Here is a 26707-nt window from a genome sequence, read left to right as displayed (position 1 = left end):
CCTTCCCCACTGAATGTCAACCGGAAGGAAGGAGGCGTTCCCCATGCGGGAGTGTTCAGTAGAAATGCGCGGCATCGTCAAAACCTTCGGTTCGGTGGTTGCAAGTGATCAAGTTGATTTTTCGGCAAATGCGGGGGAAATTCATGCACTGCTTGGCGAAAACGGGGCGGGCAAAAGCACGGTAATGAGCCTGTTGTCCGGCGTTTATCGGGCAGACGCAGGGGAAATCCGGATCCACGGGACAAAGGTGCAGATTCGCTCTCCCAAAGATGCGGCTCGACTTGGCGTGGGCATGGTGTTCCAAAATTTCCGGCTCGTGCCAACGCTGACAGCGGCGGAAAATATTGTGCTTGGCGAAAAGTCGTCTTTCTGGCGCGGCCGAACCTGGATCAAACGCAAGCATCGGGAAATCGCCGAGCTCGCGGAACGCTTTGGGTTAAGCATCCCGGTCGACCGGCCGGTCTGGCAGCTGTCCGTTGGCGAGCAGCAACGCGTGGAAATCGTCAAGACGCTGTACCGCGGGGCGGATATCATCATTCTCGATGAGCCGACCTCGGTGTTAACGCCGGGTGAGGCTGAGGGGTTATTCCGCACCCTGCGCCGGATGAAAGAGGAAAGAAAAACCGTCATCCTGACCACGCACAAAATGAAGGAAGTGCTCGCTTCCTCCGATCGGATATCGGTCATGCGCAAAGGGAAAATGATCGCGACCCTGCGAACCGAAGATACGAACGAACGTGAGCTGGCCCAACTGATGGTTGGCCGGGAAGTGACGCTGGAGCGCCGGGAGCTGGAGCGAACGCGCGGCGGGGAGCTGCTGGCAGTATACCGGATCAGTGCGATGGCCGAGCATGGACACAAAGCGTTGGATCGCTTGTCCCTAACCGTACACCGGGGCGAAATCGTTGGCGTGGCGGGCGTAGCCGGCAACGGTCAGAAGGAGCTGGCCGAGGTGCTGACCGGGCTCAGGAGTTGGACGGAAGGGAGCATCCGGTTTGACGGTGTCCCGGTTAAAACGGCATCGGTTCGCAAGGCCATCGCCTCCGGCATCGCCCATGTCCCGGAGAACCGGATGAAAAGCGGGTTGGCAGGAAGCCTTGGGGCCGTGGACAATTTACTGTCCAAGTCGTACCGCTCCGAAGCGCATTCGCGGCTGGGGATCCTGAAGTCAGCCAGAAACCGGCAGTGGTCTGAGCAACTGGTGCGAAGATTCGATGTGAAGACGCCGGGACTGGATACACCCGTGCAGCAGTTATCCGGCGGCAACCAGCAAAAGCTGCTGTTTGCGAGGGAGGTGACGCAGCGGCCGAAGCTGATGGTCGCCGTGCATCCGACGCAGGGGTTGGACGTCGGCGCTGCAGCCGGCGTGCAGGAGCTGCTGTTGGAGCTGCGGGCAGCGGGCAGCGGCGTGCTGTTGATCTCGGAGGACCTGGACGAATTGATGCAGCTGTCGGATCGGATTCTCGTGATGTATAACGGGAGGATCCTTGGCGAGCAGACCCGCGCGTCGGCGGATCGGGAACGCCTTGGCCTGCTGATGGCGGGAGTCCTCGGCGAGGAGGAGAAGGTCGTATGAGCCGGCAAAAAGCAGGGGCCGAAACGTTGCTGAAGCCAGTCATTTCCCCGGCATCCGCAGGAAAAAGCAGGGTTTGGCGGCTGGAATTCGACGCAATACGGGTTCGCTCGCCTTGGTGGACGCCGGTCTTGTCCGTGCTGCTGGCGCTTCTGCTGTGCGCAGGATTCATCGCCGTCAACGGCATGAATCCCTGGACGGTGTACGCGAAAATGTGGAACGGCGCCTTTGGAACCGGCTATGGCCTCACCGAGACGCTGGTCAAGGCGATTCCGCTGTTGCTGTGCGGGCTTGGGATCGCCGTAGCTTACCGCATTTCGGTCTGGAACATCGGGGCCGAGGGGCAACTGACGGCCGGCGCAATCGCCGCTACGGCGGTGACGATCTATTTTCCCGGAATCCCCGCGGTTTGGTCGATCCTGCTGATGCTGGTGCTTGGGGTTGCGGCAGGGGCGTTTTGGGGGCTGCTGACCGCGATTCCGCGCACCTATTTTGGGGTCAACGAGCTGATTACCTCGCTGATGCTGAATTACGTGGCACTGCTGGCGTTGGATTATTTCGTCATTGGGCCCTGGAAAGACCCCGAAGGCTTCAACATGCCGGGGTCGCCGATGTTCGCCGCCTCGCAATCCTTGCCTACACTAGGCGGAACGCGGCTGCATATCGGTTTGCTTTTGGCTCTTGTCGCCGTTCTGATCTATTACTTGATGATTCGGTTCACCCGCTGGGGCTACGAGCTGCGGATGATTGGTGCCAATCCAGTCGCAGCGCGATATAACGGCATCCCGATCACCCGTCATATCTTGCTCGTCATGGTGATCAGCGGGGGGCTGGCCGGCTTAGCCGGGATGGCGGAGGTTTCCGGCGTCAGCCACAAGCTGATGCAGGGCATCTCTCCGGGCTACGGGTATACCGCGATTATCGTTGCTTGGCTGGCGAAGCTGAATCCGCTCGGATTAATCGTATCGGCCGTATTATTCGGCGGACTGATCGTCGGCGGCTACAGCGTACAGACGATCGGCTTGCCATCATCCGTGTCGGAAATGCTGCAGGGGGCGATTTTGTTTTTCCTGATCGCCGGGGATATGATCACACGATTCCGGGTTCGCCGCAGGGCGGCGTAACGCGAAGGAGGTTCCTTTGATGGATTTTGTGACGCAATTGCTGCTTGCTGCGATCACCGCCGGGACCCCGCTGCTGCTGGCTACTCTTGGCGGTATTCTTACCGAACGGGCCGGAATCATTCAACTGGGTGCCGAAGGGCTGATGCTGATGGGAGCCGTGACGACCTGTCTTGTGTTCATCCGTTCGGGGAACCTGGCACTCGCCTTGTTGGCGGCTGCGGCGGTCACGGCGCTGCTGGGGATGGTACACGCGTTCCTGTCGGTCACGCTTCGGGCTAACCAGACGATGTGCGGCCTCGCGATGACCTTGTTCGGAAGCGGGCTTAGCGCTTATCTCGGCAAGGCGGTCAGCGGCAACCCGTTACCCGGTATGCTGCCTAGAGTCCCGCTGGAATTCCTTGAACCGATTCCGATGATCGGGGTGATTTTTGGCAGGCTGGATCTGCTGACCTGGTTGAGCTTCTTGCTTGTCATCGCACTTCATCTACTGATTCATCGCACCTCCTGGGGCCTGCATTTGCGGGCGGTTGGCGACAGTCCGGCGACAGCTGACGTGATGGGGATCCGGGTTCACTTGATCCGTTACGGCTATGTGACCGCCGGTGCGATGTTGATCGGGTTGGCCGGTGCGGATATGGTGTTAACCGTTGCCCCGACGTGGAACGAAGGGTTGACGGCCGGGCGGGGCTGGATCGCAGTGGGGCTGGTGATTTTTGCAAGGTGGAATCCGGTACGGGCGCTGCTTTGCGCTTATTTCTTTGGCGCATTGGATTCGCTGGGCTTCCGGATGCAGCTGCTCGGCAGCGCCATTCCGCCGTATTTCCTCAAAATGATCCCTTACGTCGTTACCATTCTTGTATTGATGTACCTGGGCTACCGCGATCGCGGCAAACCGTCGGGTACGCCGGAATCGCTGGGTGTTCCTTATGTTCGGGAGCAGCGTTTTTAGCGCATAAGGGGGAAGGGTGGGGAAGGGTTATGTTGCAATGGCGTGAAGATTTGCTTCGAACACCGGTGCTTTATCAGCCGAGCACCCTGGAGGAAGCGCGGAAGCTGAAGCGGGAACTTGGGGCGAAGGCGGTTTACGCGGCGGGTGGCACTTTGCTGCGTACGCTGTGGGAGAACGGAACCGCCGCTCTGCCGGAGGCGCTGATCGACCTTCGCGGTGTGGCGGGCTTTTCGGGGGTCCGTCATGAAGACGGGCACCTATATATCGGGGCTTTGACGGAGTTATCGGCTTGTCGAAGCCATGGAGAGATTGCGATGGCCTCTCCTGTTTTGCGGGAAGCTGCCCGGGGGATTGCCGCTCCGTCCGTCCGCAATATAGCGACGATTGGCGGGAACATCACCTGCGGTTATGGGGATGTATTGCCCGCGTTGCTGGTGGCTGAAGCGGAGTTAGCCGTGAGCGGTCCGGATTCCAGCCCGTGGGTGCCGGTGGCAGCTTGGTTGGCGGATCGCTGGGGCAGCGCGTACGATCCGGAAACGATCGTGGCGGGCGTACGCTTGCCTTCGGCGTCGGCTTGTATTGAGCTCGGTGGACGGCGGTTTGAGGTCTACCGCAAGGTGGGACGCCGCGAAGCGTTTACGCCGTCGCTGGTGACGGCAGCGCTCGTCGGAACGATCGGGGAGGACGGCGTTCTCCGCGGCGTGCGAATCGCCGCCGGCGGCGGAAGTAGCCGCCCGCACCGGTTGGAGCAGGCGGAGGCGCTGCTGGAGGGCCGCCGCTTCAGCGCGGAGCTGATGTCTTCGCTCTGCGAGACGGTACATGAGGAATATGCACCCTCTGGCGATGCATTTGCGACAGGAGCCTATAAGACAAAAACGGCGGCCAACCTGATTGCCGCTGAGCTCTGGAGGCTGCTTCATCCTCGGGAACACTCCCCGGAGCAACCGGTGTCACCGGGGGAAATGGCGTCGGAATAGGAGAGGACATTGCATGAAGGGGGAGGAGACCATGCTGCTGAATCGAGAGTCCAGCGGAGCCCGCTGGCGGACGCGGCCGGACGGTCTGGAGAAGGTGACGGGCAAACTGCAATACCTAACCGACCGATCGGCGGAAGGGATGCTGATTGGCCGTGTGCTGAGAAGTGCGAAGCCCCATGCGCGAATCTTGGGGATTCGCACGGAGGCCGCCGCCAACGTGCCCGGCGTGTATGCCGTGTTAACCCATGAGGATGTACCGGGGCTAAACGCGTTTGGCATTGCGTTTCCTCACCAGCCGGTATTTTGTGCCGATCGGGTTCGGTATACCGGTGATGCAATAGCTGCGGTGGCTGCGGAGAACGAGGAGCTGGCCGAATACGCGTTGTCCCTGATTGAAGTGGACTACGAGTCGTTACCGGTGGTGACCGACCCCGAGGAGGCCTTGCGGGAGGAGGCCATCCTGCTGCATCCCGAAGGGAACGTGCTGCATCGCGCGGAATACCGCGAAGGCGAACCGGAAGCGGCGTTTGCGTCCTGTGCCTATGTGGCCGAGGAAACCTACTTTACGCCGCGGCAGATGCATACGTATATGGAAACGGAGGGCGGGCTGTTTGTTCCGGAAGCGGACGGGAAGTTAACGGTGTATTCGGCCACCCAACACGGCTTAAAAGACCGGATGCAGCTCTCGCGAATCCTCGCGCTGCCGGAGGAGCGGATCCGCGTCGTTTCCAGCCCGATCGGAGGCTCGTTTGGCGGCAAGGACGAATTGAATGTCCAGCCATATGGGGCGCTTCTTGCACTGCGCACGGGTCGGCCGGTACGGATGCATAACTCACGTGCGGAGTCCGTCCGGGCCGGTCTGAAACGCCATCCGATGAAGATTACGATGCGCACGGGCTGCGACCGGGAAGGCCGACTGCTGGCCCATACCGTTCGGGTCGTGTCCGATACCGGCGCTTATGCCACGCTTGGTGCCGAGGTGCTGAACTTCGCCACGGAGCATGTCATCGGGCCATATCAAATCAAGCATATCGATGTGAAAAGCGTATGCGTGTATACCAACAATGGCGTTTCCGGGGAGTTCCGGGGTTTTGGCGGCAACCAGGCGATTTTTGCGTTGGAAGGTCAGATCGATCGACTGGCGGCGATGGTCGGAATCGATCCGTGGGAAATACGTCGCCGCAATCTGCGGAAGCTTGGCGACCCCGGTCCGCTCGGCCAGCCGATTGCCCCAACCGATGGCGCCCGGCAGGTGTGGGAGGCCTTAGAAGCCAGTTCGCTGATGGTGGAACGAAGGGGAAGTCCGGTTCGAGAGCCCTATGATCCTTGGACGGTAACCGGCATCGGGGCGGCGATTGCCATGCACGGGGCCGGGCTTGGCTTCGGCATTCCCGATCCCGCAGGAGGCCTGCTGCGGCTGGCGCCGGACGGCCGGATCGAAGCGGTGTTCGGCTACGAGGAGTTTGGTCAAGGCCTCATTGCTACGATGGAGCAGATGCTGGTCGAGCAATACGGCTTCGCGGCCGAGGATTTGCGGATCATCATCGGGGATACGGACGTGGTGCCGAACAGCGGCTCCAGCACGGCCTCGCGGGCTACCAGCATGATGTGGATGGCGCTGCGCCGCCTCGTACCCGATTTTGCCGCTAAGCTGACTGCCGCAGTGGAACGAGCTGGCGGGGGCGCAGGCTGTCATCCCGGCAAAGGCGGGATGTGGAAGGACGGCAACCAGGTGATGACGTACGTTGAGCTGGCACAAGCCTTGTCGGAGCCTATCGTAAGCGAAACCGCGTTCTCGTACCCAACAACGACAATGGAGCGGGTTGGCGCTCATTTTCTATATACCTACGCGGCGGTTGCGGTCAAGGTGGAAGTGAATACGCTGACCGGCAGGGTCCGTATCGTTGATCAGTATCACGCGATTGCCGCCGGTCCAGTGGCGAATCCGCAAGGTTATCTGGGACAAATCGAAGGCGGGGCCGCAATGGCTGCCGGGTTTACGTTGACGGAAGATGCACGGATGGATGAAGGCCTCTATCTAACGAAAAACTTGGACACCTACCTGATCCCTACGGTTCTTGATTTCAACGGCAGGATCCAGGTCGAGCCGATGGAGGATCTGCCGGAGCAGGACACCTACGGTCCGCGCGGCGTCGGGGAAGTGGGGTCGGTGTGCCTGGCCCCGGCGGTAGCCTCCGCTGTGTTTCAAGCTGTAGGCAAACGGGTGAACCGGCTGCCGATCGAACCGGAGCTGCTGCAAGAGATGCCTTTTATGAGCGGGAAGGCGGTGGATTCGCATGTTGGATAAAATCCCGGATACGATGGAGGCGGGGCGAGGTTTTCAGGTGGGGTTCCGCGTAAACGGGCATCCCGTCACCCTGGAAGTGCCGCCTTCACGGCGGCTGTTGGCGCTGATTCGTGAGGATCTCGGATTAACCGGGACGAAACGCTCCTGCGAGCTAGGTCGCTGCGGTTCCTGCATGGTGCTGCTGAACGGTCGACCGGTGAACGCTTGCCTGACGATGGCCTATCAATGCGAAGGCGCCGACATCGTCACGATCGAAGGGATCAGCGCTGGAGGACTTCACCCGGTACAGCAGGCTTTCCAGGAGGAAGGCGGATTCCAATGCGGGTATTGCACGCCGGGGATGGTCGTTTCCGTGGTAGCGTTGCTGGCAGCCAACCCGCAGCCCGCACCGGAGGAAATCGAGGAGGCGTTGTCGGGCAACCTGTGTCGCTGCACTGGATATGCGTCCATTCTCCGCGCGGTAAATCGAGCGATCGAACAAGGGGGCGACATTCATGAAAACTGAAGGTTCCTGCTTAACGCTGACCGATTTGAATCTCATGGATCGGCAGCATTTTACGCAGGCGCTGGGCGGGATTTTTGAGCATTCGCCTTGGGTGGCAGAAGCGGCTTTTCCGTTGCGGCCGTTTACTTCTGTGGCCCATCTGCACGAAGTCATGCTGGAAGCGGCACGATATGCTGAGGAAACAACCCAGCTTGAGCTCCTGCGCGCCCATCCCGATTTAGCGACCCGGATGAAGGTATCACCGCTCTCGGCAGCCGAACAGCAGGGGGCAGGACTCGATTCGTTGTCGAACGAGGAGTACGCCCAACTCGCCGAATGCAATCAGAGATATATGGAGAAGTTTGGGTTTCCGTTTATTCTCGCGGTACGGGGCAAAAGCAAGAGCGAGATCCTTCGTTCCATCGCCGAGCGGATCGAATCGAGCCTGGAGCTGGAGCAAGAGCGGGCATGGATCGAAATCGGCAAAATTACCCGGTTTCGGTTGGAAGATCTCGTTGTTGCTTAATCGAGCCGAGCCGGAAGCGATTTGCCAGAACAAGAAAGGGGGCGGAATGGCATGGTACGCGGGCCGTACAACCGATTGACGACCCATGTGCTGGACTTGGCGCGGGGGGTTCCGGCAGCAGGTATGCATGTGGAGTTAAGAAGGCTGGAAGGGGAACATCGCCCATTGCTTCGTTCCGCCCGCACCAATGCGGAGGGGCGCTTGGACGTTCCGCTCCTGGAGGGACCGGAGATGACGGCGGGCGAATACGAGCTTTTATTTGACGCGGAGGATTATTTCAGTCAGATGGGTCAGTTTGCATCGGTTGAAGGAATGGGGAAACCCGGATTTTTACGCCACATTCCCATCCGATTTCACATCAGCGCTGAAGGCGGCCATTATCATGTTCCGTTGCTGTTGGCACCAGGTGGTTACAGCACCTACCGCGGAAGCTAAGCGTAAGGCGGAAGGTCATCGGAGAGGGGGAAGCTTAGCATGAGCGAAACTTACGATCTGATCATCAAACACGGCCAAGTCGTGCTGCCGGATAGGGTTGCCCGACTCGACATTGCCGTGTCTTCCGGAAAAATTGTCCAGTTGACGGAAGACCTGGAGCGGAGCTCGGGGAAGACGGTGCTGGACGCCGAAGGGCATTACGTGCTGCCGGGCATGGTCGATGCGCATGTGCATTTTAATGAGCCGAACTTCGGGCATTGGGAAGGTTTTGCCAACGGTTCGGCGGCGCTGGCGGCCGGCGGCTGCACCACCTACATCGATATGCCGCTAAACGGTAATCCGCCGACGGTGAACGTTCCGGCGCTTCAGCTAAAAGCGGAGCGAGCCGCCGGTCAATCAGCGGTTGACTATGCGTTTTGGGGCGGCCTGGTTCCCGGAAATCTCGGCGAACTGGAGAAGTTATGGGCCGCAGGCGTTCCCGCCTTTAAGGCGTTTATCTCCAATCCCGGCGGGGAAGGAGAGGGCCGCTTTCGCGAGGTGGACGATGCCACGCTGTACGAAGGGATGGCGAAGATCGCGGAGTTCGGCGGACTCCTGGCGCTGCACGCCGAAAATGATGCGATGACCGCCGTGCTTGGCGAAGCGGCGATACGCAGTGGGAGGACAGGGGCGCGCGATTTCGCCGCTTCCCGGCCGCCGCTTGCCGAGCTGGAGGCGGTCGCGCGGGCGTTGCTGTATGGGGAGCGAACCGGCTGCAGACTGCATTTCGTGCATATCAGCACGACGGCTGCGGTTGAGCTGATCGAGGCCGCGAAGCGGCGTGGTCAGGACGTGTCCGTCGAGACCTGTCCCCATTACCTTCTGCTCACGGAAGAGGATATGGGCCGTCTGGGTCCGGTTGCAAAATGCGCGCCGCCGCTGCGCAGCCCGGTAGAACGGGAGAAGCTTTGGCAGGCGCTGGCTGCAGGGAAGATCGATCTAGTCGCCTCCGATCATTCGCCTTGTCCGCCCGAGCTGAAGCTGGATCCGGGGTTGTCCTTTTTCACCGCTTGGGGCGGCATCTCCGGCGCACAGAGCAGCCTGGAGCTCCTGTTCCACGAAGGTGTCAACCGCCGGGGGCTGCCGGTGCCCTTGATCGCGCGGCTGCTTGCGGCTTCCCCGGCCCAACGGTTTGGTATGGCCGAGCGCAAAGGGAAGATCGCCGCCGGACTGGATGCCGATCTGGTGTTACTGCACCCCGATATGCCTTATATCCTTCAAGCGGAGAACCTCTATTACCGGCATCGGATGAGTCCCTACACGGGGATGGCGTTGTCGTGCCGGGTGACCGCCACGCTTCTGCGAGGCCGGCTGGTTTATACGTTAAAAGATGGACTGATCGCTCCCGGTGGCGGAGAGCCGGTCCGTCTTGGCAACCGGGAGCCGGTACGATGACCGGGGCGGAGGAAGCCGCCAACTACATGCAGGGGCTGCTGGAGAAGCTTGCGGAGTTTAGTGAGCCGGGGGAAGGAGTCACCCGGCTGTTGTACAGCCCGGAGTGGATGCAGGCCCAGCAGTTTTTGCTGGAGCAAATCGCCGACAGCGGATTGGAGGGGTATGCCGACGACGTGGGCAACGTGTATGGCGAGCTGACCGGGAGCCGCAGCTCCGAGCCGATCGTACTGACCGGCTCGCATATCGACACGGTTGTCAGCGGAGGCCGGTACGATGGAGCCTATGGCGTCGCGGCGGCGCTGGCAGCGCTGCGGTATTTGCGCCGCACGTACGGCCCGCCGCAGCGGACGATAACCGCCGTGTCGTTCGCCGAGGAGGAAGGCAGCCGCTTCCCGCTGACGTTTTGGGGGTCGGGCCACGTGACCGGGCTTTACAACGTCAGCGAAGCTGCCGGTTGCCGGGATGCCGGCGGCGTCTCCTTGCAGGAGGCAATGGCGGGGTGTGCGCTTGGGCCGAGGCAGCCTAAGCCACCTTGCAGCGGCCTGGCCGCTTACGTCGAGCTCCACATTGAGCAGGGCATCGTGCTGGAGCGTGAAGGGACGCAGCTTGGCATTGTTAGCGCCATCTGTGGTCAGCGGCGGTTCGCCGCCGTCGTTCGGGGAACGGCGAACCACGCCGGCACGACGCCGATGGGCCTGCGCCTGTCCCTTATACCCAACTTCAAGTCGACAAAATACAACAATTCCGTCTCTCTCCCCAGGCTTTGTCGACCCTCATTCGGGATACCGACTCCCGGCGCCAATGGATGCCCGCCTGCAAGCAGAACTTGCGGCGATCTGCGCCGGGCAGGGGCTCAGCTGGCGGAGCATGGCGAGCGGCGCCGGGCATGACGCCCAGCTGTTCGCCCCGCTTTGCCCGGCGGCGATGCTCTTTGTCCCGAGCCGGGGCGGCATCAGCCATGCACCAGAGGAGTATACGCCTCCGGAAGCGCTGGCCGCCGGTCTGAACGTTCTGATCGCCCTCTTATACAAGCTGGGATATGAGGAAGGATCGAAGGACCGTGCGGCTGGGCCAGCAGGAAGTGAAAGGAGAGAGGGGCATGAAACGGTTTGACGACTTGTCGCCGTCCTTGCGATCGATCATGACGCCGGGTCCGGTGGAGGTGGATCCGCGGGTGCTGCGGGCGATGTCGTACACGGTGCTGGGGCAATTCGATCCGCAGTTTACCGGCATCATGAACGAAACGATGGCTATGCTGCGCGAGCTGTTTGCTACGCAAAACCATTGGGCGTATCCAATCGACGGTACGTCCCGTTCGGGCATCGAAGCGGTGATGGTCAGCTTAATCGCCCCGGGAGACCGCGTGTTGATCCCGATTTACGGCCGCTTCGGCCATCTGCTGCATGAAATTGCCGACCGCTGCGGGGCCGAGGTGCATGTGCTCGAGCGGCCTTGGGGCAGCGTGTTTGCGCCCGGCGAGATCCAAGCGGAGATTCGGCGGATCAAGCCGCAGATCGTGGCGATGGTGCACGGCGAAACCTCGACCGGACGGTTGCAGCCGCTGGAAGGGATCGGGGCGGCCTGCCGCGAGGTTGATGCCCTCCTGATCGTCGATGCGGTGGCTACGATCGGCGGTGTGTCCGTGGATACGGACCGCTTGCTGCTGGATGCCGTCATCGGCGGAACGCAGAAGTGCTTGTCCGTTCCGGCGGGCATGGCGCCAATCACGTACAATGACCGTGCCGAACAGAAGCTGTTGTCCCGCAAACGGGTGGAACGCGGATTAAGGACGGAAGTGGGTCTGGCGGATGACGTTACGCCGGTGCGGAGCAATTATTTTGATCTGGGGATGCTTCAGGATTACTGGAGCCCGCTCCGGCTGAATCACCATACGGAAATGACCTCCATGCTTTACGCGCTGCGCGAGGGAATCCGGCTTGTGTTGGAGGAAGGCTTGGAGGCGCGGTTTGCCCGCCATTGCCTGCACGAGTCGGCGCTAATGCAGGGGCTCACCGCGATGGGATTAACGCTGTACGGCGATCCCGCCTGCAAAATGCCGATGGTCACCTGCGTCAATATCCCTGAAGGGGTGGACGGCGAAATAGTCCGGAAGCTGCTGCTCGAGGGGTTTGGCGTTGAAATCGCCAGCTCCTTTGGCCCGCTGAAGGGCTTGATCTGGCGTATCGGGACGATGGGGTACAGCTGCCGCGCAGATAATGTGTTGCGGCTGCTTGGAGCCCTGGAGGCAGCGCTTCTTCGCCAGGGCTTCCGCGTACCCGCCGGGCTAGCCGTTCAGGCGGCGCTGGACGTGTACGATCAATCAAATCTAATCCGTCCTTAATAGGTTTGCGATAGGTGCATCCATGTACTCAGGTCGTCACATCCTATATAATAGGAGAGTGGCAGCTACACCAAAATTGTTAGCAAGGGAGATACCAGAAACATGAGTGTACATATCGCAGCTAAACCGGGAGACATCGCCGAAACGATCCTGCTGCCGGGGGATCCGCTCCGGGCCAAATTTATCGCGGAAACGTATCTGAGCGACGTCATTTGCTATAACGAGGTGCGCGGGATGTTGGGTTTCACCGGCACGTATCAAGGGAAGCGGATTTCCGTTCAGGGGACCGGCATGGGGATTCCTTCGATTTCCATCTACGTCAATGAGTTGATGAAGGAATACGGTGTCAAAAATCTGATTCGCGTCGGAACCTGCGGCGGCATGCAGCAGCATGTCCATGTGCGGGATGTCATTTTAGCCCAAGCATCCTGTACCGATTCCAGCATGAACCGCCATGTCTTCGGCGGGTACGATTTCTCGCCGATCGCTAACTTTGAGCTGTTGAAAGCGGCTTATGAACGCGGCGTGGAAAAGGGGCTGAAGCTGCACGTCGGCAATATTTTCAGCTCGGACATGTTCTATCGCGACGATACAAGCGTAACTCAACTGTTGATGAAATACGGCGTGCTGGGAGTGGAGATGGAGACGACAGCGCTCTATACGCTGGCCGCCAAATACGGCGCAAAGGCGTTGACGATTCTTACCGTTAGCGACCATTTACTGACCGGCGAGGAGACGTCAGCTGAAGAGCGGCAAACGACCTTCAAACAAATGATGGAAGTGGCGCTGGACACGGCGGTATCGTTGTAATTCCGGAGCTGCATAGCAAATCAAGCATGGGGAATCGATGCGAAAGCATCTCTCCATGCTTTTTTTGTTGCTGCAAAATCATCATCAAGAGTAAAGCCCCTCCTTGCTTGGCATACTATGGGCAATACGCTAGTGGAAGGGTGGTCAGCATGGATAAAGATTCCGCTTCCATCGTCTATTTGCGTCTGCGCAAGCAGGTCGGAATACCCGCCGGGACGCCGATCCGGCTGCGTGACGTGGCCCGCGTGCTGGCGGAGCCGAAGCTGGAGGCCAAGCTGCTGGAGCTGGAGTTGGTCCGGCCGGAACAGCGCGATGGCAATTTAATCGTCATCGATATGCTTCAGGTCATCTCCGCCATCCAAGCCCGATTCCCCGGACAGCGTGTCGAATTGCTCGGCGAACCGCATGTGCTTGTAGAAATGGTTAAACCGGAGAAGAAGCCGTCTTTGCTGTTGTTTGCCTTGGTCTGGCTGCTGCTCTTCTTCGGGGCGGCCCTCACCATCATGAACTTCCACGCCGACGTCAGCATGCCGGAGGTGCAGGTCCGGATTGTGGAGATGATCACGGGCGAGAAGGACGAGCATCCGTATCTGTTTCAAGGAGCGTATTCCGTAGGCATCGGTTTCGGGATGATCGTGTTCTTTAATCATTTATTCAAGAAAAAATGGAACGAAGAACCCACCCCGCTTGAAGTGGAGATGTTCCTCTACCAGGAGAACCTGAACCAATACGTCGTCGCTGAAGAATACAAAAAAATGCACCGCGCCGAAACCTCGGCGAAGCGAAGCTAATGTCGCCCATCGCTGCAGGGTTGGCCGTCTTCCTGGGCCTGGCGGGCGGCATTGCTGTTGGCGGAGGCGTGATCGCTTTGTTTATCGTATTGGACATGATCCCACGCCTGGCTCAGGTGACGAACTCTTATGATAAGGTGCACTGGTATGAAGGGGCGATGATCGCCGGGGCGGTGGTCGGGACGGTAGCGGACTTTTGGGATTGGCGGGTAGCCGGGCCCTGGTTGGCCACCGGTGTGGTGGGCTTATTTAACGGCGTTTTCGTTGGCATGCTGGCAGCCGCTTTAACTGAGGTGTTAAACGTGCTGCCGATTTTGGCTAAACGCCTGCATATGCAGCGGTATTTGTTTGGTTTCTTGCTCGCGATGGTCTTTGGCAAAATGGCGGGCTCCTTGTTTGAATGGTTTATTTATAGACCGTGAATCGAAGAAACGGAGGTTGAGGTTGGATGGAGCAGGATACGCAAGATACGATGCAGGATGGAGTGGAGCAGCCGCAGGCGGTGCCGGACTTCGTACCCGAGGATGAGGAGAATTTTCTGCAGGAGAACTATCCGGAGGAGGAGGCCATTCGACGGAAACGCGAAGCAGAACGGTCCGATAACGTTGAGGAATCGGTCATCTACTGGCAGCAAAGCGATGCGATCAGCCGGAGTCTAACGACAACGAAACATACGCTTAAGGAAGTCGTTGGACTAGGGGAAAGCTTTGACGTCGTGTTCCGCGACATGACCTTTGGGGGCAAACGTACCTGCCTGTTCTTCATCAATGGGTTCGCCCGGACGGACGTGATGCAGGAGATCATCAAACGGCTGACCTATTTGACGCCGGAGAATCTGACGACCGGAGCGCTCCGCTCTTTTTTCGAACTCTATATTCCTCATATCCAGGTTGAGAAAACGGATAAGCTGAGCGATGCGATCAACAAGACGCTAACCGGGATGAGCGCGCTGTTTATCGAAGGCGAGCAAACGGCGCTGCTGATGGATACCCGGCAATACCCGGTGCGCAGCCCGGAGGAACCGTCCCTGGAGCGCGTCGTGCGCGGCGCACGGGATGGATTCACAGAGACGCTGGTGACCAACATTACCTTGGTCCGCCGCCGGCTGCGCGATCCGGGTCTTAAGCTGGAGATGATCAGCGTAGGCCGCCGAACCCGCACTGATGTATGTATCGCCTACATCGACGATATCGTGGACAAGACCCAGGTCGATTCAATCCGCGAAAAAATCAAAGCGGTCAACATCGACGGCATTCCTTTGGCGGATAAACAGCTGGAGGAGGCGATCATTCATCGAGGGTGGAATCCTTATCCGCTGGTGCGTTATTCGGAACGACCGGACGTCGTCGCTTCGCATCTGCTGGAAGGCCGGGTCGTCGTGTTCGTGGATACCTCGCCCAGCGTGATGATCCTGCCAACCACGTTCTTTGATCTTTGCCAGCATGCGGAGGAGAACCGGCAGACCCCGTTTATGGGTACTTATCTGCGTTGGGTGCGTTTCTTCGGGATCTTCGCCTCGCTCTTCCTGCTGCCGATCTGGCTGCTGATCGTTGTTCATCCGGAGTTTAAACCGGCGGGGCTTGCCTTTATCGGGCCTCAGGAGCAAGCGAAAATTCCACTGATTGCCCAGTTCCTATTGGTTGAGTTCGGCGTCGATCTGATGCGGATGGCGGCCGTGCACACGCCGACCCCGCTGGCTTCCGCGATGGGCTTGATTGCAGCGATACTAATCGGCGATATCGCCGTCCAGACCGGGTTATTCGTCAACGAGGTCGTTCTCTATATGGCGGTCGCAGCGATCGGGATGTTTGCGACGCCAAGCTATGAGCTGGGCCTCGCCAATCGCGTCGTGAGGCTGGCGTTACTTGTGGCGGTTGCGATCTTCGGTGCCCCCGGACTGGTCGTCGGGATAACTGCGTTTATCTTATGGCTAACTCTGCGCCGCTCCAACAACTCTTCTTATTTGTGGCCATTTATACCTTTTAATGCAAAGGCAATGGCCGGGGTATTGCTCCGCGTTCCGGTGATGACCTCCAAGCAAAGACCGTCCTCCAACAAGCCGCGGGACAATACGCGGATGCCGGGCAAACGGTGACGGCTTAGGCTTGTTCAACAAATAACACAAATGTTATTCAGAAAAATCCATTTTTCAGGTTGCCGGTTGTTTGCTATACTGGTGTAAAATTTGAAAGTGGAGGACTGCATAGATGTATTTACACGGTACCAGCAAGATTAATGCAAAAGGCCATCTCGAAATCGGCGGCTGCGATACGGTCGAGTTGAAGCAAACCTTCGGAACGCCGTTGTATGTCGTAGATGAAGCCCTTGTGCGGCAAAGATGCCGTGAATATATGAATGCCTTCCGGGCATCGGGCTTGGCTTTCCAAGTTGCTTATGCCAGCAAAGCATTCTGCGTCATGGCGATGTGCCGGCTGGCCGAGGAGGAGGGCTTGTCCCTGGACGTTGTCTCCGAGGGTGAATTGTTTACGGCCCTTCAAGCGGGATTTCCCGCGCAGCGAATCCATTTTCATGGCAACAACAAAACGCCGGAAGAGTTGGAAATGGCGATTTCCGCCGGGATCGGTTGTTTCGTAGCAGACAATTTTACGGAGCTGCATATGCTTCAGGCGCTTGCCGCTGAGAAAGGCGTTACGGTGAATGTCCTGCTGCGCGTAACCCCTGGGGTGGAAGCCCATACGCATGAATATATTTCGACCGGCCAAACCGACTCCAAATTTGGGTTTGATATCGGCAACGGCTCGGCGATGGAAGCGGTGGATTTGGCCAACCGCAGCCTGAATCTGCATTTGCTGGGCGTGCATTCGCATATCGGCTCGCAGATTTTTGAAGTGGAAGGGTTCCAGATGGCGATTGAGCGGGTGGCGGCTTTTGCCCTGCAAGTTCAAGAAAAGCTCGGCGTGACCTTCAAAGTGGTAAACTTGGGCGGGGGCTTTGGCATTCGCTATACGGAAGGCGATACGCCGCTGAAGGTCTCCGATTACGTTGGCGCGATTACGGATGCGGTGAAGCGGGAATTCGCGGCCTATCCGCAGCTTCCGGAAATCTGGGTTGAACCAGGCCGGAGCATTGTGGGTGACGCTGGTACGACGCTTTATACAGTGGGCACAAACAAAGATATTCCTGGCGTACGTAAATACGTTGCCGTTGATGGCGGGATGACGGACAACCCGCGTCCGGCCCTCTACGGCTCCAAATACGAGGCGATGCTCGCCAACCGCGGGAACGATGTGAACGAAGAGACTGTATCGATCGCTGGCAAATGCTGCGAAAGCGGCGACATGCTGATCTGGGACGTGGATTTGCCGAAGGTGAACAGCGGCGATTTGCTCGCCGTGGCATGTACTGGCGCCTATAACTACGCTATGGCCAGCAACTATAACCGGATTCGCCGTCCGGCAGTAGTGTTCGTTCAAGACGGACACAGCGATCTCGTCGTGAAACGGGAGTCCCTGCAGGACTTGATCGCCTGTGACGTGATTCCGGAGCGGATCGCTAAACAGCCTTCGCTGAAATAAGCGGATGGTGTAGCAAGCTTGAAGGCCGAGGGGGAACCGGTTATACCGGCCCCTTTCGGCCTTTTTTTGCTTGCCGGTCTTTTTTTTAGTAAACTGAAAGAGGTTTGTCCAATGACGCTAAATTAGAAGGGTGTGTGCACGGATATGAAAAAAGGTAAAATCGTATTGGAAAAAGGCGGCGAGGTCGAAATTCAGTTCCTGCCTGAGGAAGCACCGGGTACGGTCGCAAACTTCGAAAAACTGGCTAATTCCGGATTCTATAACGGTCTCACGTTCCATCGCGTGATCCCGGGGTTTGTAGCGCAAGGCGGTTGCCCCATCGGCAATGGTACCGGCGGTCCTGGCTATACCATCAAATGCGAGACGGATACGAACGTAACGAAGCATGAACGCGGCGTGCTGTCGATGGCCCATGCCGGTAAAGACACCGGCGGCAGCCAATTCTTCATCGTATATGAGCCGCAGCCGCACTTGAACGGAGTACATACCGTTTTTGGTAAAGTGACTTCGGGAATGGAGCTAGTGGATAATGTCCGCCCTGGCGACAAAATGAAGGAAGTTACCGTTTGGGACGAAGCTTAATCAGGTTCAAAGTGAAGGGGTGCCCCGCAAAACCAAGCAAGACTTGGCTGCGGAGCACCCCTTTGGTCATATTATGATTTTCTTTGATGAGCGGCTTCGTCCTTCACTTCTTCGCGGAAGCCTTCGATGGCGTGAAGCCGTTTATCGTTCTTCTCCTCGATCTGCTTCTTCTCCTTGACGGAGATTTCATCGGCATGCTCGCTGAGGTAGTCTTGTCCCTCGCGGAAGTTCTCGATGGTATTCTGAATGCTCCGTTGCAGCTTATCCACATTGTCAGAGCGGTTGTCCGGTTTAGCCACGTTTCATTCCTCCTGAATATCGAGATTTGTATTACGATATCGACTTTAAGGTTGGCTGTTTAGAGAGGTTTTTATTCACTTTGGTTCGCCGCGGGTGGGGGATGATTATCCCTACCCGAATGGAATCGTGGTGTTATGTTGTGACGAGCAGGCTTGATTTTTGCAGGGAATAGTGCTAACATTCGTCTTGCAGTTATGCAAACCTAATATTTAGCAATCCTTCGGGGCAGGGTGAAATTCCCTACCGACGGTGATGGCGCATTGGAAGTTCATCCAATGCAGCACAAGTCCGTGACCCGCAGCGCTTTCGTAAGCATGCGGCTGAGCCGGTGAGATTCCGGGACCGACAGTATAGTCTGGATGGGAGAAGGAAAACGCGAGAGCACATTCGTTTTTTATTTGCGATGGTGTTCATACCTAAAGAGCTTCAAACAACCAAGTTCCATTTTTCACAAGTGTTTGTTTGTGAAGTGGAATGCTTGGTGTTGTTGGCTTTTCGTCATGCCAAGGTCGACCCTATTTATCGAAGGTGGGCAGCAGGCATGATGCAAGCGAAGGCGCTCTTTTTGATGTTGCGTAGAACCACTCTCATGATACACCCCTGCCGGATTGCGGCAGGGGTGTTTTTGGTTTAATTAGCTTGATGGTTTGGCGAAAGGAGGACGGTTTGGTGAAGGTGATCGACGATGAATATTACATGGGATTGGCGCTGGACATGGCGGAACGGGCGCTTGGGCAAACCGGAACCAATCCGGTCGTCGGCTCCGTGGTCGTCAAGGATGGAGCGTTGGTAGGACTGGGTACTCATTTGCAGCGAGGAACTCCGCATGCCGAGGTGCATGCTCTGAACATGGCCGGTTCCAAGGCCGAAGGCAGCACGGTTTATGTCACGTTGGAGCCTTGCAGCCACCATGGTTTGACGCCGCCTTGCGCAGAACGTTTGATTCACGAGAAGGTTCAGCGTGTCGTGGTTGCCTGCGAAGATCCGAATCCTTTGGTTGCTGGAAAAGGAATCGACATGCTGCGTACCGCCGGCATCGGGGTTACGGTTGGCGTACTGCGCGAGCGGGCTTTGAAGCTGAACCGTCGTTTTATCAAGTTCATCACCAGCGGCATGCCTTATGTGACGATTAAATCCGCCAGCACGCTGGATGGAAAGCTGGCGAGCCGGACGGGGGACAGCAAATGGATCTCCAATGAGAAGTCGAGAGAAATCGTTCATACGATGCGGCACCGTCATCAGGCAATTATGGTTGGTGTATCCACAATCCTCGCGGATGATCCGCAGCTATCGACTCGGTTAACCGTTCCGGGGTTATCGCCCGTTCGCATCGTAGCCGACTCCGCCCTACGGATTCCAGAGACGGCACAGATCCTACGGGACGGGGCGGCCCCTACTTGGATCTTGACCACGGAACAGGCCGATCCGGATAAGGCCAATCGTCTAACCGCCCTGGGCGCGGAAATCCTCCGATGCGGTATCGGTCCGCAGGTCGATCTTCGAGAAGCGCTCCTTCAACTCGGGCAGCGGGGGATCTCCTCCGTTCTCGTTGAAGGCGGGGGCCGCTTAAACGGCTCACTGCTGGAGCATCGGCTGGTTGATGAGATCGTGCTGTTTTTCGCTCCCAAGCTGATTGGCGGTAGCGACTCGCCCGGGATTTTTCACTTTGCTGGGTATGATCTTATGCGGGATGCCATTACCTTGCGCGACATGGAAGTGGAGCAAATCGGGGATAATGTGTGCATCCGGGGAGTACCGGTCTGGGCGCAGGTTGAGGGAAAGGAGGGAGACGACTGATGTTTACAGGACTAGTGGAAGAAATCGGTACGATGAAATCGATTAGCCGTAAGGGTGAAGCCATGCTCCTAAGCATTTCGGCGAAGGTTGTCACGGAAGGCATTCGGCTTGGCGACAGCATTTCGGTGAACGGCGTATGCTTAACAGCCACCTCGTTCGACGCTTCCTCCTTTACGGTCGATGTGATGCCGCAGACGTTTCGCAATACGAATCTAAAGGATTTGAAACCAGGCAGCCGCGTGAACCTGGAGCGGGCGATGGCGGCGAATGGACGGTTTGGCGGACACATCGTACAGGGGCATGTCGACGGCACCGGCACGATTGTTGGCACCAGCCAGGATCAGAATGCCGTTGTGTTTGAGATCCGACCGGGTAAACCGTCCTTATTCAAATACATCATTCCGAAAGGCTCCATTGCCGTGGACGGAATCAGCTTAACGGTGGTCGAAGCGGAAGGCGGCACGTTTACGATATCGATCATTCCGCATACGTTGGCCGAGACGGTGCTCGCGTTTAAGCGGGCTGGGGATACAGTCAATCTGGAGTGCGATGTGCTTGGGAAATACGTGGACCATCTGCTGAAGTACGGCAGAGGTAGCGTAGATACGGAGGCGAGTGCGAGTGTTGGCGACGGCGAGTCGGGAATCAACCTGCCGTTTCTAGCCGCGAACGGGTTCGTTTAATAAAGTAGCGGAGCGTGAGCCCATTTCGTGATCGAAAAACGATTTTTTGATCTACATCTACTAAGGAGGGGAAAAACATGAGTGATATCGTATTAGACCGCGTCGAAGAAGCGATTTACGAGCTAATGCGAGGCAAGGTCATCATCGTCGTAGACGACGAGGACCGGGAGAATGAAGGGGATTTCGTGGCGCTGGCCGAAAAAGCGACGCCCGAAGTGATCAACTTCATGATCTCCCAAGGCCGCGGTCTGGTCTGCCTGCCGATTACGGCAGAACGGGCGGAAGAGCTGGATCTGCAGCCGATGGTGGCGCAAAACACCGATAACCATGGGACGGCCTTTACCGTCTCCATTGACCATAAAGATACGACAACGGGAATCTCGGCATATGAACGTTCCTTGACGGTGAAAGCGATTATGGATCCGAACGCCAAGGCTTCGGACTTCCGGCGCCCGGGGCATATGTTCCCGCTGATCGCCAAGAAAGGCGGCGTGCTGCGCCGCGCCGGCCACACGGAAGCGGCGGTAGACTTGGCCCGGATGTGCGGTGCCTATCCGGCAGGCGTCATCTGCGAAGTGATCAAGGAAGACGGGACGATGGCCCGATTGCCGGATTTGGTGGAGATCGCCAAAACCTATGACCTTAAATTGATCAGCGTCAAGGATCTGATCCATTACCGCAATGAGAAAGAGAAGCTTGTCACGCGCGAGGTGGAAGTGCGTATGCCCACCGATTACGGCGAATTCCGCGCTGTCGCTTATACTAACGACGTGGATAACAAAGAACATGTTGCGTTGGTCAAAGGCGAGATCAACGGCGACGAGCCGGTGCTGGTGCGGGTACACTCCGAGTGCTTAACCGGGGACGTCTTCCACTCCCACCGGTGCGATTGCGGACCGCAGTTTGAAGCGGCGTTGCGCCAGATCGAAGAGGCGGGCCAAGGCGTGCTTCTGTATATGCGCCAGGAAGGCCGCGGCATCGGTTTGATCAACAAGCTGAAAGCCTACAAGCTGCAGGAACAAGGCTTTGATACGGTCGATGCCAATCTGAAGCTTGGGTTCCCAGCGGACCTGCGCGATTATGGGATCGGAGCGCAAATCCTCAAGGATCTGGGCGTCCGCCAAATCCGGCTGATGACCAATAATCCGCGGAAGATCAAAGGGCTGGAAGGTTACGGGCTGGAGATCGTCGAACGCGTTCCAATTCAAATGAAGGAAAACAAAGATAACACCAACTATTTGCACACGAAGCAGGCCAAGCTGGGGCATTTGCTCCAATTTGACGATTTGGAGCAAGATGAATCCTCCCGGGTTTAAGGTTGCTTCTCCCGAAATTATCTACTATTCCACCTATAGAAAGGTTTGATGAATCATGGCAAACGTATTTGAAGGACATTTAGTATCGGAAGGGTTAAAATATGCGATCGTGGTTGGACGCTTTAACGAGTTCATTACGAGCAAGCTGCTCTCCGGGGCCTTGGATGCCTTGAAACGGCATGGTGCCAAAGAGGAGGAGATCAACGTGGCTTGGGTGCCCGGTGCTTTTGAAATCCCGTTTGCAGCGCAAAAGCTGGCGGAAAGCGGCAAATACGACGCGGTGATCACGCTGGGCACGGTCATTCGCGGCTCCACCACGCATTATGATTATGTCTGCAACGAAGTCGCGAAAGGCGTGGCCGCCGTTGGGCTCAAAACCGGCGTACCAACGATCTTCGGCGTCGTAACGACCGAAAATATCGAGCAAGCGATCGAACGCGCGGGCACCAAAGCGGGGAACAAGGGCTGGGATGCGGCGATGGCGGCGATCGAAATGGCAAACTTGACGAAACAGCTGCAATAGTGCTTATCTAAATGTAGTACCCCTGATCCGTTGGGGTACTACATTTTTCTTTTGCAACCAACGATTTTTAAGGTAAACTTATGTACATACATGTTTGCTTACGGGTGGAGGATGTTCATTGACGACAGTAACGTATAAGCTGGAAACCTTCGAGGGTCCGTTGGATTTGCTATTGCACTTAATTGATAAAGCGGAGATCGATATCCATCAAATCTCCATCAGCGAGATCACCGATCAGTACCTCGAATATTTGCAAGACATGCAGGAGCTTGAGCTAGAGGTGACCAGTGAGTTTCTGGTCATGGCAGCAACGCTGCTGTCGATCAAGAGCAAGCAGCTGCTGCCCAAACCACCCGTCATCGAATTAGACGATGAATTCGATTATTTGCTTGAGGATGAGGAGGATCCGAGGGACGAGCTGATCCGCAAGCTGATCGAATATCGAAAATATAAAGGGATTGCCGAACATTTGCATGAACGCGAATGGGAGCGCAGCTTAATCTTCTCCAAGGAGCCGGAGGATTTAACGCCGTATATGCCGGAAGTGCAGGAAAACCCGGTAAAGGGCTTGCACGCCGCCGATTTGATCGCCGTCTTTCAGAAGGCGATTCGGAAGGCCGCCAAACGGAATACGGTGGCGCGGATTCACCGCGACGAGATTTCCGTCAAGGACCGGCTTAAGGAGGTCGTATCCGCGCTGCAGCAGGCGGGCAAGGGAGGGCGGCTGTTATTTTCCAAGCTGCTGCATCCCGAAATGTATCGGCATGAAATCGTCGTCACGTTCCTGGCCGTACTGGAGCTGATGAAGATGAAACAGATCGTCTGTTATCAGAACAGGCTATTCGACGATATTGTTATGGAGTGGAGAGGGGAAGGAAACATCGATGAATTTTCAGGAATTGAAATCGATTATTGAGGGGCTGCTGTTTTTGGCTGGCGAAGAGGGCTTGAGCCTAAAGCAGCTGACTGAAGTGACGGAGCAGCGGCAGGAGGTGGTTACGGATGCCCTGCTCGATATGAAGTCGTCCTTCGAACGAGCCGGCCGAGGCCTTCAAATCGTGCAGATCGCCGGCAACTATCAGTTGGCGACGCTTCCGGATCACGCCCCGTATTTCGAACGTCTGGCTTATTCGCCTTCGCGTTCGACCTTATCCCAGGCCGCGCTCGAGACGTTATCGATTATCGCGTATCGACAGCCGATTACCCGTGTGGAGATTGAAGAGATTCGCGGGGTTAAATCGGAGCGGGCGATTCATTCACTGGTGAACAAGGATTTAATTGAGGAGGTTGGCCGCGCCGAAGCGATTGGGCGTCCGATCCTCTACGGCACAACCAAAGCGTTCCTCGATTATTTTGGACTCGCTAGCTTGAAGGATCTGCCAGATATGGCCGATTTCGAGAGTGCCGAGCAGCTCGAGGAAGAGACGCAGCTGCTGTTCCAACGGCTGGAGGAACAACAACTGACTTTCGACGACGTCAACGACGAGGCTCTGGCGCCGCCGGAGGAGCCGCAGGATGTGGAGAACTCGGATAACGATAACCCAACCAACGACTAATTGACATCGAACCTGGAAACACCGGAGCAGCCCTCCGGTGTTTTTTGCGTTGAATTCGAATTTTTTCCTATTCGTCAAGCCATACTACGATGGAGAATTTTTATCTGATAGGTATGGAGGGCTTTCCCGTGTGGATTTGGCTCGGAGGCATCCTGATCCTGCTGCTGCTAATAGCCGCCTTGATTTTGCTGTCTACAATCACGCTCCATTTGACCCTGCGCAAGAAGAATCGGGACGATACGATCCTGCTGGATGTTACGATGCTCTACGGCTTTGTTCGCATGCACTATCAAGTGCCCTCGGTTCGCCTGAAGAACTGGCGCGACGGTCTGCAAGTCGAGAAAGACCGGCCGGAAAACGTATTGCAAAAGGAATCTTCCAGCGTTGACCACCAAGTAAACAAGGACCAGGTCCAACAATGGATGGACGAGTTTGAACGTATGCTCAAGGCGACCAGCGGTTTTCGGGTTTGGCTTCGAGCTATGCTCCGCCGCGTATCGTTCCGCCAGTTGGAATGGTCGACGAATGTTGGCTTACAGGATGCGGCCCATACCGCGACATTAACCGGAGCTTTATGGGGAGTAAAAGCAACGCTCGTCGGGTGGCTGTCCCATCATATTTCTTTAAAGCAAAGACCCAAGCTGTTCGTCGTTCCCGTATTTGATGGTACGCCGTTATTTTCCACGGAATTTCGCTGCATAGCGAAAATTCGCTGCGGTTATGCTATATATGCTGGACTGGTACTTATAGTTCGCGTGCTAAAAGTGAAGGGAGGAGTGAAAAAATGGCTGACCATCCTATTCAAGGATTAATGCAAACCGCCATGGAAAACATCAAGGATATGGTTGATGTCAATACGATTGTGGGCGAGCCGGTCGAAACGCCGGACGGCAGCGTGATTCTTCCGATCAGCCGCGTGGGTTTCGGTTTTGCCGCCGGGGGTAGTGATTTCAATATCGAGGACGGTCAAGATAAATCGGCCTCAGGTTCGTCCGAGCACGGCAAAGCCCGTCCGTTTGGCGGCGGCAGCGGCGGCGGGGTATCGATTAATCCGATCGCGTTCCTCGTCGTTGGAAAGCCGGGCGTCCACATCGTACCGCTGGATAATCAGACCCACCTGGTGGAAAAAATCATCGATTCGGTGCCTGGCGTTATCGACAGAATCCAGTCCATGTTCCCGAACCAACATGCAACTGCGGGTACCTCGATGGCCACAGCGCAAACCGCCCAAAACGCAATGCAGGAATCGGCTGCGCGCACGGGTTTCAACCCGTTTGCGTAATCGTCTTTCGACCGTTGATCCTTTCCGGACTTCCGGGAGGGGTCTTTTTATTGATTGAAGGTGGGACATACTCTCACGAAGGTTCGCATATAAGTAAACAAGTACTTGCAACAGTACCTGTACCGGAGGAATCAGCTTATGAGGAAAAAACCAAAGGACCGCAGATTTCGCGTGTTTTGCAGTTTCTTGGCTTCACTGCTGCTGCTTGGTTGGTCAAGCTCGCAAGCCGTACAAGCCACTCCTGCCGCTGCCGCGCCATCGATCCATGCTCAGTCCGCTGCGGTCATTGACGTGACTTCAGGCCGACTGTTGTACAGTCTGCGCGGCGATGAGGAAATGCCGATCGCCAGCTTGACGAAAATCATGACCGCGATCGTCGCCATCGAGCATGGGAAACTTACGGATACGGTGACGGTTGGGAAGAACGCTTTTGCTAAGGAAGGCTCGTCCATCTATCTGCATTTAGGGGAAGAGATGAGCCTGGAAAATATGCTGTACGGGCTGATGCTCCGTTCGGGCAACGACGCGGCTACCGCGATTGCTGAGCATGTTGGCGGCTCGGAAGAGGGCTTCGTGTACCTGATGAACGAAAAGGCCAAGCTGCTTGGGCTTACGCACACCCATTTTCAGAATCCGCACGGTCTCGACGCCAAAGGGCACTATTCCACGGCCAATGATTTGGCCAAGCTGACAAGCTATGCGCTGAAAAACCCGCATTTTAAGGAGATCGTTCGCACACCCAGCAAAACCGCGCCCAATCCAAACGATCCCTGGGATTATAAATGGCTGAACAAAAACAAAATGCTGCGATTTTACGATGGGGCGGACGGGGTTAAAACCGGATATACCAAAATCGCCAAACGCTGTTTGGTGAGCTCCGCGACCCGGAGCGGTCAGCAAATCGCCGTAGTCACTTTAAATGACGGGGACGATTGGAACGACCATCAGAAGCTGCTGGACTATGGATTTGCCAACTATCCGCTGACAACGTTGATCAGCGAAGGGCAGGAAATACAGGAAGGCATGGTCACCGGGGCGGAATTCAGATATGCGCTGGCACCGGAGGAAGTGGGGCAAATCGAAAGAAGGCTGAAGGTGACCGAAGTGCGTACGGGTTCCTTTGGTTACCGCGGGAAAATCAGCGTACTTTTGAAGGGGGAAGAGATCGGTACGGTGCCGGTCTACGATAAACTCAGCTACAGCTCGTCCAAAGCGGGAGACGGGAGCACTCCTAAAGCGGATGGAGCCTTTGGAGCTGCCTCGGACAGCAAGGTCATCCGGTTGCCTTCCGACTGGACCGGCTCGCTGAAGAAAGTGCTGAAATCCCTGCTGTTTGACGTTTCCTAAAGGAATATTCGCAGGACAAGGCAAGGAGGGGAA

At 57.0% G+C, this 26707-nt stretch carries 28 protein-coding genes and 1 riboswitch; of the genes, 27 read left to right on the top strand and 1 reads right to left on the bottom strand.

Features of this window, described 5'->3' with window-relative positions; all coding sequences use genetic code 11:
- The first annotated feature begins 43 nt into the window (after positions 1 to 43).
- The 18 genes from BN3277_RS13645 to BN3277_RS13560 all read left to right on the top strand — a co-directional run bounded on the left by BN3277_RS13645 (position 44) and on the right by BN3277_RS13560 (position 17870).
- Complete coding sequence (locus BN3277_RS13645; RefSeq protein WP_059043520.1) at positions 44 to 1576, top strand: ABC transporter ATP-binding protein; 1533 nt, start codon at positions 44 to 46, stop codon at positions 1574 to 1576.
- Positions 1573 to 2697, top strand: coding sequence for an ABC transporter permease (locus BN3277_RS13640; protein WP_082691451.1), 1125 nt, complete (start codon positions 1573 to 1575; stop codon positions 2695 to 2697). Before BN3277_RS13645 ends, BN3277_RS13640 begins: the two co-directional genes overlap by 4 nt.
- Before the next feature lie 19 nt (positions 2698 to 2716).
- Complete coding sequence (locus BN3277_RS13635; protein ID WP_059043518.1) at positions 2717 to 3646, top strand: ABC transporter permease; 930 nt, start codon at positions 2717 to 2719, stop codon at positions 3644 to 3646.
- A gap of 29 nt (positions 3647 to 3675) precedes the next feature.
- Positions 3676 to 4623, top strand: coding sequence for an FAD binding domain-containing protein (locus BN3277_RS13630; protein ID WP_059043515.1), 948 nt, complete (start codon positions 3676 to 3678; stop codon positions 4621 to 4623).
- A gap of 31 nt (positions 4624 to 4654) precedes the next feature.
- Positions 4655 to 6931, top strand: coding sequence for a xanthine dehydrogenase subunit D (gene pucD / locus BN3277_RS13625; RefSeq protein ID WP_059044791.1), 2277 nt, complete (start codon positions 4655 to 4657; stop codon positions 6929 to 6931).
- The gene (locus BN3277_RS13620; protein WP_232436424.1) at positions 6921 to 7436 is read left to right on the top strand and encodes a (2Fe-2S)-binding protein; all 516 of its coding nucleotides are present in this window, start codon (positions 6921 to 6923) and stop codon (positions 7434 to 7436) included. The genes pucD and BN3277_RS13620 overlap by 11 nt, the downstream gene beginning before the upstream one ends.
- Complete coding sequence (gene uraD, locus BN3277_RS13615) at positions 7426 to 7941, top strand: 2-oxo-4-hydroxy-4-carboxy-5-ureidoimidazoline decarboxylase (RefSeq protein ID WP_059043514.1); 516 nt, start codon at positions 7426 to 7428, stop codon at positions 7939 to 7941. The genes BN3277_RS13620 and uraD overlap by 11 nt, the downstream gene beginning before the upstream one ends.
- 51 nt (positions 7942 to 7992) lie before the next feature.
- Complete coding sequence (gene uraH, locus BN3277_RS13610; RefSeq protein WP_059043512.1) at positions 7993 to 8376, top strand: hydroxyisourate hydrolase; 384 nt, start codon at positions 7993 to 7995, stop codon at positions 8374 to 8376.
- 39 nt (positions 8377 to 8415) lie between these two features.
- The gene (gene allB, locus BN3277_RS13605; RefSeq protein WP_059043508.1) at positions 8416 to 9810 is read left to right on the top strand and encodes an allantoinase AllB; all 1395 of its coding nucleotides are present in this window, start codon (positions 8416 to 8418) and stop codon (positions 9808 to 9810) included.
- Positions 9807 to 10700 (top strand): hydantoinase/carbamoylase family amidase, encoded by an 894-nt coding sequence (locus tag BN3277_RS26055; RefSeq protein WP_059043506.1) that lies wholly within the window; start codon positions 9807 to 9809, stop codon positions 10698 to 10700. Before allB ends, BN3277_RS26055 begins: the two co-directional genes overlap by 4 nt.
- A complete protein-coding gene (locus tag BN3277_RS26240) occupies positions 10612 to 10923 on the top strand; it encodes a M20/M25/M40 family metallo-hydrolase (protein WP_262362872.1) in 312 nt (103 codons plus the stop codon). Before BN3277_RS26055 ends, BN3277_RS26240 begins: the two co-directional genes overlap by 89 nt.
- Positions 10910 to 12151 carry a pyridoxal-phosphate-dependent aminotransferase family protein gene (locus tag BN3277_RS13590; protein WP_059043501.1) on the top strand — a complete coding sequence of 414 codons (1242 nt, stop codon included), beginning with the start codon at positions 10910 to 10912 and terminating at the stop codon, positions 12149 to 12151. The genes BN3277_RS26240 and BN3277_RS13590 overlap by 14 nt, the downstream gene beginning before the upstream one ends.
- Before the next feature lie 102 nt (positions 12152 to 12253).
- On the top strand, positions 12254 to 12961 hold the full coding sequence (gene deoD, locus BN3277_RS13585; protein WP_059043499.1) for a purine-nucleoside phosphorylase: 708 nt from the start codon (positions 12254 to 12256) through the stop codon (positions 12959 to 12961).
- A gap of 149 nt (positions 12962 to 13110) precedes the next feature.
- Positions 13111 to 13752, top strand: coding sequence for a stage V sporulation protein AA (locus tag BN3277_RS13580; RefSeq protein WP_059043497.1), 642 nt, complete (start codon positions 13111 to 13113; stop codon positions 13750 to 13752).
- Positions 13752 to 14174 (top strand): stage V sporulation protein AB, encoded by a 423-nt coding sequence (locus BN3277_RS13575; RefSeq protein WP_059043495.1) that lies wholly within the window; start codon positions 13752 to 13754, stop codon positions 14172 to 14174. The genes BN3277_RS13580 and BN3277_RS13575 overlap by 1 nt, the downstream gene beginning before the upstream one ends.
- Positions 14175 to 14224: 50 nt before the next feature.
- Positions 14225 to 15847, top strand: coding sequence for a spore germination protein (locus tag BN3277_RS13570; RefSeq protein WP_059044786.1), 1623 nt, complete (start codon positions 14225 to 14227; stop codon positions 15845 to 15847).
- Positions 15848 to 15959: 112 nt separating this feature from the next.
- Positions 15960 to 17288 carry a diaminopimelate decarboxylase gene (lysA, locus tag BN3277_RS13565; RefSeq protein WP_059043493.1) on the top strand — a complete coding sequence of 443 codons (1329 nt, stop codon included), beginning with the start codon at positions 15960 to 15962 and terminating at the stop codon, positions 17286 to 17288.
- A gap of 144 nt (positions 17289 to 17432) precedes the next feature.
- Positions 17433 to 17870, top strand: a complete 438-nt coding sequence (locus BN3277_RS13560) for a peptidylprolyl isomerase (RefSeq protein ID WP_059043490.1) — start codon at positions 17433 to 17435, stop codon at positions 17868 to 17870.
- 71 nt (positions 17871 to 17941) lie between these two features.
- Here the strand turns inward: BN3277_RS13560 and tlp are convergent, their stop codons facing one another.
- A complete protein-coding gene (tlp, locus tag BN3277_RS13555; RefSeq protein ID WP_059043488.1) occupies positions 17942 to 18169 on the bottom strand; it encodes a small acid-soluble spore protein Tlp in 228 nt (75 codons plus the stop codon).
- A gap of 213 nt (positions 18170 to 18382) precedes the next feature.
- A riboswitch (FMN riboswitch) is annotated at positions 18383 to 18545 on the top strand.
- Between the two features lie 294 nt (positions 18546 to 18839).
- Here tlp and ribD point away from each other — a divergent pair.
- From ribD to BN3277_RS13505, 9 genes are all read left to right on the top strand, one after another.
- Positions 18840 to 19967 (top strand): bifunctional diaminohydroxyphosphoribosylaminopyrimidine deaminase/5-amino-6-(5-phosphoribosylamino)uracil reductase RibD, encoded by a 1128-nt coding sequence (gene ribD / locus BN3277_RS13545; protein ID WP_059043485.1) that lies wholly within the window; start codon positions 18840 to 18842, stop codon positions 19965 to 19967.
- The gene (gene ribE / locus BN3277_RS13540) at positions 19967 to 20650 is read left to right on the top strand and encodes a riboflavin synthase (RefSeq protein ID WP_059043483.1); all 684 of its coding nucleotides are present in this window, start codon (positions 19967 to 19969) and stop codon (positions 20648 to 20650) included. Before ribD ends, ribE begins: the two co-directional genes overlap by 1 nt.
- A gap of 77 nt (positions 20651 to 20727) precedes the next feature.
- Positions 20728 to 21966 carry a bifunctional 3,4-dihydroxy-2-butanone-4-phosphate synthase/GTP cyclohydrolase II gene (locus tag BN3277_RS13535; RefSeq protein ID WP_059043481.1) on the top strand — a complete coding sequence of 413 codons (1239 nt, stop codon included), beginning with the start codon at positions 20728 to 20730 and terminating at the stop codon, positions 21964 to 21966.
- Positions 21967 to 22021: 55 nt separating this feature from the next.
- Positions 22022 to 22489: a 6,7-dimethyl-8-ribityllumazine synthase gene (gene ribH, locus BN3277_RS13530; RefSeq protein WP_059043479.1), complete on the top strand. Its 468-nt coding sequence runs from the start codon at positions 22022 to 22024 to the stop codon at positions 22487 to 22489.
- Positions 22490 to 22607: 118 nt separating this feature from the next.
- Positions 22608 to 23405: a segregation and condensation protein A gene (locus BN3277_RS13525; protein ID WP_059043475.1), complete on the top strand. Its 798-nt coding sequence runs from the start codon at positions 22608 to 22610 to the stop codon at positions 23403 to 23405.
- Complete coding sequence (gene scpB / locus BN3277_RS13520) at positions 23374 to 24045, top strand: SMC-Scp complex subunit ScpB (RefSeq protein WP_059043473.1); 672 nt, start codon at positions 23374 to 23376, stop codon at positions 24043 to 24045. The genes BN3277_RS13525 and scpB overlap by 32 nt, the downstream gene beginning before the upstream one ends.
- A gap of 128 nt (positions 24046 to 24173) precedes the next feature.
- Positions 24174 to 24857: a DUF2953 domain-containing protein gene (locus BN3277_RS13515; RefSeq protein ID WP_059043471.1), complete on the top strand. Its 684-nt coding sequence runs from the start codon at positions 24174 to 24176 to the stop codon at positions 24855 to 24857.
- The gene (gene ytfJ / locus BN3277_RS13510) at positions 24830 to 25327 is read left to right on the top strand and encodes a GerW family sporulation protein (RefSeq protein WP_059043469.1); all 498 of its coding nucleotides are present in this window, start codon (positions 24830 to 24832) and stop codon (positions 25325 to 25327) included. The genes BN3277_RS13515 and ytfJ overlap by 28 nt, the downstream gene beginning before the upstream one ends.
- Before the next feature lie 138 nt (positions 25328 to 25465).
- The gene (locus tag BN3277_RS13505) at positions 25466 to 26674 is read left to right on the top strand and encodes a D-alanyl-D-alanine carboxypeptidase family protein (protein WP_059043467.1); all 1209 of its coding nucleotides are present in this window, start codon (positions 25466 to 25468) and stop codon (positions 26672 to 26674) included.
- Positions 26675 to 26707: the final 33 nt, after the last annotated feature.

The sequence above is a fragment of the Paenibacillus rubinfantis genome (assembly GCF_001486505.1).
GTDB lineage: Bacteria > Bacillota > Bacilli > Paenibacillales > Paenibacillaceae > Fontibacillus > Fontibacillus rubinfantis.
This window is presented reverse-complemented; position numbering and strand designations above follow the sequence as displayed.

Bases quoted from the DNA above. Each gene is read 5' to 3' on its own strand.
- BN3277_RS13645 (WP_059043520.1), top strand. From the start codon at position 44: ATGCGGGAGTGTTCAGTAGAAATGCGCGGCATCGTCAAAACCTTCGGT.
- BN3277_RS13640 (WP_082691451.1), top strand. From the start codon at position 1,573: ATGAGCCGGCAAAAAGCAGGGGCCGAAACGTTGCTGAAGCCAGTCATT.
- BN3277_RS13635 (WP_059043518.1), top strand. From the start codon at position 2,717: ATGGATTTTGTGACGCAATTGCTGCTTGCTGCGATCACCGCCGGGACC.
- BN3277_RS13630 (WP_059043515.1), top strand. From the start codon at position 3,676: ATGTTGCAATGGCGTGAAGATTTGCTTCGAACACCGGTGCTTTATCAG.
- pucD (WP_059044791.1), top strand. From the start codon at position 4,655: ATGCTGCTGAATCGAGAGTCCAGCGGAGCCCGCTGGCGGACGCGGCCG.
- BN3277_RS13620 (WP_232436424.1), top strand. From the start codon at position 6,921: ATGTTGGATAAAATCCCGGATACGATGGAGGCGGGGCGAGGTTTTCAG.
- uraD (WP_059043514.1), top strand. From the start codon at position 7,426: ATGAAAACTGAAGGTTCCTGCTTAACGCTGACCGATTTGAATCTCATG.
- uraH (WP_059043512.1), top strand. From the start codon at position 7,993: ATGGTACGCGGGCCGTACAACCGATTGACGACCCATGTGCTGGACTTG.
- allB (WP_059043508.1), top strand. From the start codon at position 8,416: ATGAGCGAAACTTACGATCTGATCATCAAACACGGCCAAGTCGTGCTG.
- BN3277_RS26055 (WP_059043506.1), top strand. From the start codon at position 9,807: ATGACCGGGGCGGAGGAAGCCGCCAACTACATGCAGGGGCTGCTGGAG.
- BN3277_RS26240 (WP_262362872.1), top strand. From the start codon at position 10,612: ATGGATGCCCGCCTGCAAGCAGAACTTGCGGCGATCTGCGCCGGGCAG.
- BN3277_RS13590 (WP_059043501.1), top strand. From the start codon at position 10,910: ATGAAACGGTTTGACGACTTGTCGCCGTCCTTGCGATCGATCATGACG.
- deoD (WP_059043499.1), top strand. From the start codon at position 12,254: ATGAGTGTACATATCGCAGCTAAACCGGGAGACATCGCCGAAACGATC.
- BN3277_RS13580 (WP_059043497.1), top strand. From the start codon at position 13,111: ATGGATAAAGATTCCGCTTCCATCGTCTATTTGCGTCTGCGCAAGCAG.
- BN3277_RS13575 (WP_059043495.1), top strand. From the start codon at position 13,752: ATGTCGCCCATCGCTGCAGGGTTGGCCGTCTTCCTGGGCCTGGCGGGC.
- BN3277_RS13570 (WP_059044786.1), top strand. From the start codon at position 14,225: ATGCAGGATGGAGTGGAGCAGCCGCAGGCGGTGCCGGACTTCGTACCC.
- lysA (WP_059043493.1), top strand. From the start codon at position 15,960: ATGTATTTACACGGTACCAGCAAGATTAATGCAAAAGGCCATCTCGAA.
- BN3277_RS13560 (WP_059043490.1), top strand. From the start codon at position 17,433: ATGAAAAAAGGTAAAATCGTATTGGAAAAAGGCGGCGAGGTCGAAATT.
- ribE (WP_059043483.1), top strand. From the start codon at position 19,967: ATGTTTACAGGACTAGTGGAAGAAATCGGTACGATGAAATCGATTAGC.
- BN3277_RS13535 (WP_059043481.1), top strand. From the start codon at position 20,728: ATGAGTGATATCGTATTAGACCGCGTCGAAGAAGCGATTTACGAGCTA.
- ribH (WP_059043479.1), top strand. From the start codon at position 22,022: ATGGCAAACGTATTTGAAGGACATTTAGTATCGGAAGGGTTAAAATAT.
- scpB (WP_059043473.1), top strand. From the start codon at position 23,374: ATGAATTTTCAGGAATTGAAATCGATTATTGAGGGGCTGCTGTTTTTG.
- ytfJ (WP_059043469.1), top strand. From the start codon at position 24,830: ATGGCTGACCATCCTATTCAAGGATTAATGCAAACCGCCATGGAAAAC.
- BN3277_RS13505 (WP_059043467.1), top strand. From the start codon at position 25,466: ATGAGGAAAAAACCAAAGGACCGCAGATTTCGCGTGTTTTGCAGTTTC.